Below are 5,875 nucleotides of genomic sequence, written 5' to 3'. Positions count from 1 at the left end.
AACAAAGGCGCGATGACATCCCATTCTGTATCGGTCAACTCGTAGCGGCGACGCGTCATGAAAAAGGCTCCCTGTTCACCGGAAGCCTTGAATCACGATCAGTTCTAAATGGGAATCCCGTTTATGGGTTTACGCCCTAGGTCGCGTTTGAGGCACAAAACGGCCAGTCCGGCGGGGATCAACGCGGCCAGGAAACTCAGGCCGGCGATACCGGCCACGGACGCCGTTTGCAACAGGGGCAGGACATCGACCAGTGTATAGCCCAGCGCGCCAAAGCTGCCGTTGGGCGACACAAGGCCATAGAGATATTCGATGGCGGCGATCATGGCGGCAAAGCCCAGTACAGCCGCCGTCGGTGATACGCGGTGATACAGCCCGCGCATAAACAGCACCGCCAGGGCAAACACCAGCGCCTGATACAATGCCAGCCCATAGATCAGCGGCAGGACGCGGCCATAAAACCACATCGGCCCCGCCTCGCCCATCAGGCCACAGGCAAGGGCCAACCCGAAGACCGGCCGCGCTTTCGGCGCGCGCATCGCATAAACCAGCAGCGGCACCGGCGCCACCAGCACCAACCAGCCGAATTGCCCGGTATCGCGGCTCACCGCCAGCAAGGCCCCCGATAACAATGCCGCGCCTATACCCCACAGTTTCATTGCAGCCCTTCCTTCAGATATATCCGTTCCGCCGACCGCAGGCACAAGGCGGTGAAATCCGGCCGCGACAGGTTGAACCGGCCGGAGCGATGCAGACCCACCAGACCCTGCAACACGCCCCAGACCGCCATGGCCAGCTCGAGCGGCGGCCCTTCCCGAACCAGCCCCTGTGCCTGGCCTTCAGCGAGGCGGCGCGCAAATTCGCCGACGACCGGCGAGCGTCCTGCCTCGAAATCCTCCGGATAGATGCGTTCGGCGCGCGTTTTCAGCACGAAGGCGGCATCGAACAGTGCCGGCTCATCGAGCGCATAATCAACGAAGGCTGCTGCCATGGCTTCAAAACCCGCCAGCAGCGGCAAATCGGTCATCGCCTGAATACGGGCCTGCCACCGGCTGAGCGCATATTCGCCCAGAGCCTGCAACAGAGCGGCCTTGTCGACAAAATGGCGGTAGACGGCCATGGGCGTGATGCCCGTCTTCTGGCCGACGGCGCGCAGGCTCAGACCTTCCAGTCCTTTGGCTTCGAGTTCGGCGATGGCAATGGTCAGGATGCGGTCTCTGGTTGTCATGTATACAGTGTATACCTTGTCGCATCATGTGACAAGCGACAAAATTCGTCCCTAAAAACAACCCACCTGCGATAATCGGATAAAATTCAGACTTTGGTAAGATTGTGGCAACGGTCCCTTAACCAAAGCTGTTCACTATGGCTCGTGAAAAGCCCTGCCCGGAGTCTCATTTCCGTCAGGGCGAGCAGTAAACACGGGGTATGTTGTGGACGACTTAATTGCTGAATTCCTGACCGAAACCGCTGAAAGCCTTGAGGTCGTCGATAGCGAACTGGTCAAGTTCGAAGCCAATCCCACCGAGCGTAAAACCCTCGACAACATTTTCCGCCTCGTCCACACGGTCAAGGGCACCTGCGGCTTTCTGGGGCTGTCGCGCCTCGAAGCCGTGGCCCACGCCGGCGAAACCCTGCTCGGCCGCTTCCGCGACGGCAAGCTGGAAGTTACGCCTCTGGCCGTGACCCTGGTCCTGCATTCCATCGACCGCATCAAGGTAATCCTGGCCGGCCTCGAAGCCACCGGCAACGAGCCCGATGGCGACGACCACGACCTGATTTCGCAGTTAGAGGCCATGGCCGAGGGTCAGGAAGTCGATCTCTCCACCGTCAAGACCGTCGAAGTGCCGGATCGCCCGATCGGTGCCGAAATCGACGCCGCTGAAATCACCGCGCCGGCGCTTGGCGTCGGCGATATCGACCCAGCCACCGGTCGCGCCCTGCGTCCCGGCGAGGTGTCTGAAGCCGAACTGGAAGCCGCCTTTGCCGCCGCAGATGGCCCAGAGGACGGCCTCAAGCCCGGCGATATCGATCCCGCCACCGGCCGCCAGTTGCGCCCCGGCGAAGTCTCCGAAGCCGATCTCGAAGCCGCCTTCGCCGCCGCCGAGGCGCCGGACTGGATGAACGATTCGGCGCCGGAACCGGTCGCCGAAGTAAAGCCTGAGCCCGTCAAAGCGCCTGAACCGGTCAAGGCCGCGGCACCCGCCGCGCCGAAAGCGCCCGCCGCGCCCGAACCTGCCCCCTCGCTTGGCGGCGAAGACGCGCAAGGCATCGCCACCACGCAATCGATCCGCGTGTCGGTCGATGTGCTCGAAGGTCTGATGACCCTCGTCTCGGAAATGGTGCTGACCCGCAACCAGCTTCTCCAGATTTCCAGAAATCGTGAAGATTCCGCCTTCGCCACCCCGCTGCAACGCCTATCCACCCTGACCGGCGAGTTGCAGGACAGCGTGATGAAGACCCGGATGCAGCCGATCGGCGCGGCGTGGAAAAAGCTGCCCCGCCTGGTACGCGACCTTAGCTACGAACTCGGCAAGAAGATCGACCTCGTCATGGAAGGCGAAGGCACCGAACTCGACCGCCAGGTGCTGGAACTGATCCGCGATCCGCTGACCCATATGGTGCGCAATTCGGCTGACCACGGCCTGGAAGGCACCCAGGAGCGTATCGATCTCGGCAAGCCGGCCAATGGCACCATCAAGCTGGCGGCCTTCCACGAAGGCGGCTACATCGTCATCCGCATCGCCGATAACGGCCGCGGCCTGAATACCGGCCGTATCCGCGAAAAGATCATTGAAAAGGGCCTGGCCTCGCGCGGCGAAGTCGAGGGCATGAATGATCAGCAGATTCACCGCTTCATCTTCGCGCCCGGCTTCTCGACGGCGGCGGCGGTCACCAACCTCTCCGGTCGCGGCGTCGGCATGGATGTGGTGCGCACCAATATCGAGCAGATCGGCGGCCAGATCGACCTGAATTCGGTGGCCGGCCAGGGCACCACCTTCACCATAAAGATTCCGCTGACCCTGGCCATCGTCTCGGCCCTGATCGTTGGTGCCGGCGCGCAGAAATTCGCCGTGCCGCAGACCTCGGTCATGGAACTGGTCCGCACCGGCGCAAACGCCGAACACAGGATCGAAAAGATCAATGACGCGCTGGTCCTGCGGCTGCGTAACAAGCTGCTGCCGCTGGTCCAGCTTGGCCCGACGCTCCAGCTTGAGGCGGCGAAGGACGAAGACGCCACCTTCGTCATGGTCATCCAGGTCGGCGAGCGCCGCTACGGCCTGGTCGTCAATGACGTGCTGGATACCGAGGAAATCGTCGTCAAGCCGCTGGCCACCATCCTGCGCGATGTCGATGTCTTCTCCGGCGCCACCATCCTGGGCGATGGCTCGGTGGTCCTGATCCTCGATCCGAACGCGATGTCTGAGCGCGCCGGCAACATGCTGGAAGAAAAGGCCGCCGAAGAAACGGAAGAGACCGTCACCGATGCCGGCAGCCAGAAGGTCGCCATGCTGCTCTTCAAGGCCGGCAACGGCGCGCCGAAGGCGGTCGAACTTGAGCATATCACCCGCCTCGAACACGTCGAATCGTCGCAGATCGAGATCATGGAAGGCCGCGCCGCCCTGCAATATCGCGGCAAGCTGATGCCGATCCTGACCGTCAACAGCGATTTCTCCGGCCTGCTTTCGGCCCACAGCGACGAAACTCACATCCAGCCCCTGCTCGTCTTCACCGGCGAAGGCTATGCCATGGGCCTGGCGGTCGATGAGATCGTCGATGTCGTGGAAGACCACATGACCATCGAACTGTCGGCCGATCGTCCGGGCGTTCGCGGCACCGCCATTGTGGCCGGCCGCGCCTGCGAAATCCTCGATGTCGATTATTACCACCTGCGCGGCCTGGCCGAACACCAGCGCCACCCTGCCGCCACCAATGAGAAAGCCGTCGCATGAGCCTGCGTGATTATGTAACCCTCCGCGTCGGCGGCCAGCTTTTCGGCGTCGATGCCGCCCGCGTCCATGATGTCTTCCATCCGCGCGGCCTGACCCCCGTGCCGCTGTCACGCGCCGAAATCGCCGGCGTGCTCAACCTGCGCGGCCGCATCGTCACCGCCGTCTGCGCCCGCCGGCGTCTGGGCCTGCCGCCCCGCGAGGAAGGCGCGCCTGAGCCCCTGGCCATCGGCCTGGAAGTGCATGGTGATTCCTACGGCCTCGTCATCGACTCGGTCGATGAGGTGCTGAAGCTTGACGATGAAAAGTTCCACGCCCCTCCCGGCAACCTCCCCCCCCGCTGGGCAGAAATAATCGTCGGCGTTTATCAATTGGAAAAGGAACTTCTGATAGTGTTGGATCCACACACGCTTTTGGATGCAGCCCATCTGAAGGCCGCATAAACGCCTTTTAGAATATTAGGGGAAAACAGGATGAAAACCTGTCTCGTTGTCGATGATAGCCGCGTGATACGCAAGGTCGCCAGACGCATCCTGGAAAACCTGCAATTCGAGGTCTCCGAGGCCAATGACGGCCTGGAAGCGCTGAAATCCTGCAAGGAAAAGATGCCCTCGGCCATCCTGCTCGACTGGAACATGCCGGTCATGGATGGGATCACCTTCCTGCGCCAGTTGCGCAAGGAAGACGGCGGCAAGGTCCCGGTCGTGGTTTTCTGCACCACCGAAAACGACCTGGCCCACATCACCGAAGCCCTGACCGAAGGCGCTTCCGAATACATCATGAAGCCGTTCGACGGTGAAATTCTCGAAGCCAAGTTCTCGGAAGTCGGCCTGCTGTAATATCCTGACGACTCTGGAAGCGCCCCAAGGCGGGCGCTTTCGGGGAGGAAACGCCTAACAAAAAAATATCGCGTATTCACTTTTTCCGGCTCCATTCATGTCTTTGAATCCCCATACCGCTGCGTCCTTGCGGCCCCTGAAGATCATGATCGTCGATGACTCGGCAGTCGTGCGGGGGCTGATCTCGCGCTGGCTGGAACATGAGCCGGACATGATCCTGGCCGGTCTGGCCATCGATGGCGCCAAGGGCGTGGAAAAGGTCAAGGAAATCCAGCCGGATGTGCTGATCCTCGACATCGAGATGCCGAACATGGGCGGTCTCGAAGCCCTGCCGAAGCTGCTGGCCGCCAAGCCGGGCCTGAAGGTGCTGATGGCCTCGACGCTAACGACGCGCGGCGCCAATGTCACCCTGCGCGCGCTCGAACTGGGCGCCGCCGACTACATCCCGAAGCCCGATTCGACCCGCATCGGCGGCGCTGACGGCTTCCGCACCGAACTGCTGACCAAGATCCGCGCGCTGTGCGGCCGCACGCGCTCGTGGCCTGCACCTGCCGCGCCGGCACCGGCAACCGAAAAGCCCGCCACGCTGGAGCGCCCCTCGGCCCTGACACCTCGTCCCGCGCCTGTCATGGCGCCAAAGCCTGTCATTACACCGGTCGCACCGATCGTGCGGCCGCGCAGCACCGGCCCCAAGCGCATAGACTGCCTCGTGGTCGGGGCCTCTACCGGCGGCCCGCCGGCCCTGCGCGCCTTCCTGCTCGGCCTCGGCCCTGACTGGAAGATCCCCGTGCTGATCGTCCAGCACATGCCGGCCACCTTCACCGCCATTCTCGCCGAACACCTCGACAAGGCCCTGCCGCAAAAGGTGCAGGAGGCGAAGGACGGAATGCTGATCGAGAGCCGCAACATCTATATCGCCCCCGGCGACTGGCACATGACCATCAAGAACGACCCCATCGTCAAGCAGATCAAGCTCGACCAGGGGCCGCAGGTCAACTGGTGCCGACCGGCCGTCGATCCTCTCTTCCGTTCGGCCGCCGAGGTTTACGGCAACCACGCCCTGGGTGTCGTCTTGACCGGCATGGG

The 5,875-nt window shown here is 62.6% G+C and carries 6 protein-coding genes; 4 read left to right on the top strand and 2 right to left on the bottom strand.

Annotated elements, in window-relative coordinates; genetic code table 11:
- Window positions 1-104 precede the first annotated feature (104 nt).
- Both ACTHND_RS01260 and ACTHND_RS01255 read right to left on the bottom strand, forming a co-directional pair.
- On the bottom strand, window positions 105-659 hold the full coding sequence (locus ACTHND_RS01260) for a hypothetical protein (RefSeq protein ID WP_440175453.1): 555 nt from the start codon (window positions 657-659) through the stop codon (window positions 105-107).
- Window positions 656-1,228 (bottom strand): TetR/AcrR family transcriptional regulator, encoded by a 573-nt coding sequence (locus ACTHND_RS01255; RefSeq protein WP_440175451.1) that lies wholly within the window; start codon window positions 1,226-1,228, stop codon window positions 656-658. The genes ACTHND_RS01260 and ACTHND_RS01255 overlap by 4 nt, the downstream gene beginning before the upstream one ends.
- Window positions 1,229-1,433: 205 nt before the next feature.
- Between ACTHND_RS01255 and ACTHND_RS01250 the strand changes: the two genes are divergently transcribed.
- The 4 genes from ACTHND_RS01250 to cheB form a co-directional block, all read left to right on the top strand.
- The gene (locus tag ACTHND_RS01250; RefSeq protein WP_440175449.1) at window positions 1,434-3,953 is read left to right on the top strand and encodes a chemotaxis protein CheW; all 2,520 of its coding nucleotides are present in this window, start codon (window positions 1,434-1,436) and stop codon (window positions 3,951-3,953) included.
- Window positions 3,950-4,393, top strand: coding sequence for a chemotaxis protein CheW (locus ACTHND_RS01245; RefSeq protein WP_440175447.1), 444 nt, complete (start codon window positions 3,950-3,952; stop codon window positions 4,391-4,393). Before ACTHND_RS01250 ends, ACTHND_RS01245 begins: the two co-directional genes overlap by 4 nt.
- 30 nt (window positions 4,394-4,423) lie before the next feature.
- Complete coding sequence (locus tag ACTHND_RS01240; RefSeq protein WP_440175445.1) at window positions 4,424-4,789, top strand: response regulator; 366 nt, start codon at window positions 4,424-4,426, stop codon at window positions 4,787-4,789.
- Between the two features lie 97 nt (window positions 4,790-4,886).
- A partial coding sequence (cheB, locus tag ACTHND_RS01235) for a chemotaxis-specific protein-glutamate methyltransferase CheB (protein WP_440175443.1) occupies window positions 4,887-5,875 on the top strand: 989 nt, incomplete at its 3' end.

The sequence above is a fragment of the Asticcacaulis sp. genome (assembly GCF_051954415.1).
Taxonomy (GTDB): domain Bacteria; phylum Pseudomonadota; class Alphaproteobacteria; order Caulobacterales; family Caulobacteraceae; genus Asticcacaulis.
This window is presented reverse-complemented; position numbering and strand designations above follow the sequence as displayed.